The sequence below is a fragment of the Rhodococcus sp. T2V genome (assembly GCF_029269925.1).
GTDB classification, from domain to species: Bacteria; Actinomycetota; Actinomycetes; order Mycobacteriales; family Mycobacteriaceae; genus Rhodococcus_F; species Rhodococcus_F koreensis.
On the sequence record NZ_JARJBD010000237.1, the window covers coordinates 1 to 2,688 of the forward strand.

1 protein-coding gene is annotated in these 2,688 nt (G+C 68.5%); it reads right to left on the bottom strand.

Features of this window, described 5'->3' with window-relative positions:
- Window positions 1-2,688: amino acid adenylation domain-containing protein (locus P3H15_RS53490; protein WP_276144742.1), on the bottom strand; the 2,688-nt coding region annotated here is incomplete at both ends.

The following is a 2,688-nucleotide window of genomic DNA, read 5'->3' on the forward strand; positions in this document are numbered from 1 at the left end:
TGAGCAGGACTGCCTGGCAGTACGTGTCGAGGTTGCCGCCGCGTTCGAGCAACCAGCGTGCGATGGGCAGGAGGGGTGTGGTCCCGACGCCGCCGCCGGGAAGCTCCGCCAGCACGTCCGGTTTCTGGGTGCCCGCAACCTCGGCGAGTGCGGCGACTGTATGGTGCTCGAAAATGTCACGGGGAGTGATGAAAACGCCGTCCTCATGGGCGCGGAGGACCAACTGGATCGCCATGATGCTGTCGCCACCGAGCGCGAAGAAGGAGTCGTCGGCACTTACGGACGGCACCGCGAGTACGTCCGCAAAAGCCTCGGCCAGGGCGATCTCGGTCGCGGTCACCGGTGCGTGGCCCGTGGAGACGCGTTCGGCGAAGTCGGGTGCGGGCAGCTGCAGGCGATCGAGCTTGCAGTTCGGGGTCAGCGGCAGGCGGTCGAGGACCATCAGCATCGCCGGGACCATGTGCGGCGCGAGAATCGTTCCTGCGAAGCCGAGGACCTGTTCGATGTCGACAGTCCTCGCCCGGTCGCCGTCCCGGGCGGGTACGACGTACCCAATCAGCCGCCCGGCGCCTCGGTCATCGGTACGCACCGACACCGCGGCCTGCGCGACGTCCACGTGGCGGACGAGTGCGGCCTCGACCTCGCCCGGCTCGATCCGGTACCCGTGAAGCTGAACCTGGGAGTCACTTCGTCCGAGGAACTCGAGTTGGCCCTGCGTATTCCAGCGTGCGAGGTCGCCGGTCCGGTACATGGGTGCTCCGCGGCCGGCCGGGTCGGCCACGTACCGGGTCGCTGTCAGCCCGGGTCGGTGCAGGTACCCGCGGGTGACCTGGTTCCCGGCAACGTACATCTCGCCGGTCACCCCGGTGGGGACCGGGTGAAGCCGACGGTCGAGGACGTACACGCACAGTCCCGGAATCGCCCGGCCGATGATCGACCGCGCACCGGGAGGGGTCTCACCGAGGGGATATCTGGTCACGTGCACGGTGGTCTCGGTGATGCCGTACATGTTCACGAGTTGGGGTCGGCTGCGTTCGTGCCGGTCGAGCCAATCGACGAGGTGACCGCCCTCGAGGGCTTCGCCGCCGAAGACGACGTACCGCAACGCCAGGTCGGTCGGCTGGTTCCGTTCCGCCGTGGCCAACTGGGCGAACGCGGTGGGCGTCTGGCACAGGACCGTCACCTGCTCCCGGCGGAGCAGGTCCAGGAACTCGTCGGGTGATCGGGCGGTGATCGTGTCCACGACGACCAGTCGGCCACCGTGGAGGAGGGCGCCCCACAACTCCCACACAGAGAAGTCGAAGGCGGCGGAGTGGAAGAGCGTCCACACGTCGGTTTCGGCGAAACCGAATGCAGGCCGGGTGTTATCGAACAGTGTCGTGACATTGCGGTGTGTCACCGCGACACCTTTCGGACGTCCGGTCGACCCCGACGTGTAGACGACGTATGCCACCGCGTCGGGGGTGAGTCCGGCCCGTCTCTCCGAATCGGTGATCGGTTCCGGCGACAGGTCGTTCAGGCGTGCGCGCGTGTCCGCGTCATCGACGAGCACCGTCGGAAGGTCCCGGCGCAGTCGGGCCGCGTAGTCGGCGCAGGAGACGAGACACACCGGGGCGGCGTCGGACATCGTGGCGTCGAGCCGGTCCGCCGGGTGACCGACGTCGAGGGCGAGGTAGCCGGCTCCCGCTTGCTGTGCTGCGAGCAGGGCAACTCCCAGATCGATCGAGTGCGGCAGCGCCACCGCGACCACCGTGTCGGGGGCGGCGCCGAGTTCGACGAGATGGCGGGCGAGGCGGTAGACGCGGGCGCCGAGCGCCGCGTAGGTGAGGGTTTCGTCGGCATAGGTCAGCGCCGATTCGTCAGGGAAATGTCGGACGGACCGAGTGAACCGGTCGGCGAGTGTGTCCTCGCCGGGTTCCGCCGGCAGCGCGGGGGCGTTCCCCCCTGTAGTCAGTGCGGCGCGTTCGGTGGCGTCGAGGAGGTCGACGTCGCCGACGGGCCGGCCCGGGTTCGCGGTCACCGCCTCGAGGAGTCGTAGGAAGCGCGCGGCGACACCCTCGACGGTGGCGCGGTCGAAGATATCGGTGGCATAGGTGAACGCCGCCGACAGGCCGGGGTCCGCGGCGTCCGGATGTTCGCGGAGCGTGAGCTGAAGGTCGAACTTCGCGACGGGTGGAGCGTCCTCGGCGACCGTCACGGTCACGTCCGGTAGTTCGAGGTGAAGTGGCAACTCGGTTCCGTAGTCGATCATGACCTGGAACAACGGTGTGTGCGTCGTGGACCGCTCCGGCGTCAGCAGGTCGACGAGCATCTCGAAGGGCAGGTCGGCGTGCATGAATGCACCAAGATCTGCGTCGCGCGTTGTGGAGAGCACTTCACGGAACGAATCGGCCGAGTCGACCGGGGTCCGGAGAACGAGCGTCCCGACGAACATGCCGACGAGTGGGTCCAGTCGGGGATCGGGACGGCCGGCGACCGGGGTACCGATCACGATGTCGTCCGTGTCGCACAGGCGCGCGAGCAGCGCCGCGAATGCCGCATGCAGAGTCATGAACGTGGTCGCCCCGGTGCCCCGGGCGAGCGCATGCAGGTGGCGATGCACGTTGGCCGGGATCTCGAAGCGGACCGACTCTCCGTGGTGGGTGCGGTGGGTGGGTCGGGGTCGGTCGGTGGGGAGGGGGAGGGTGT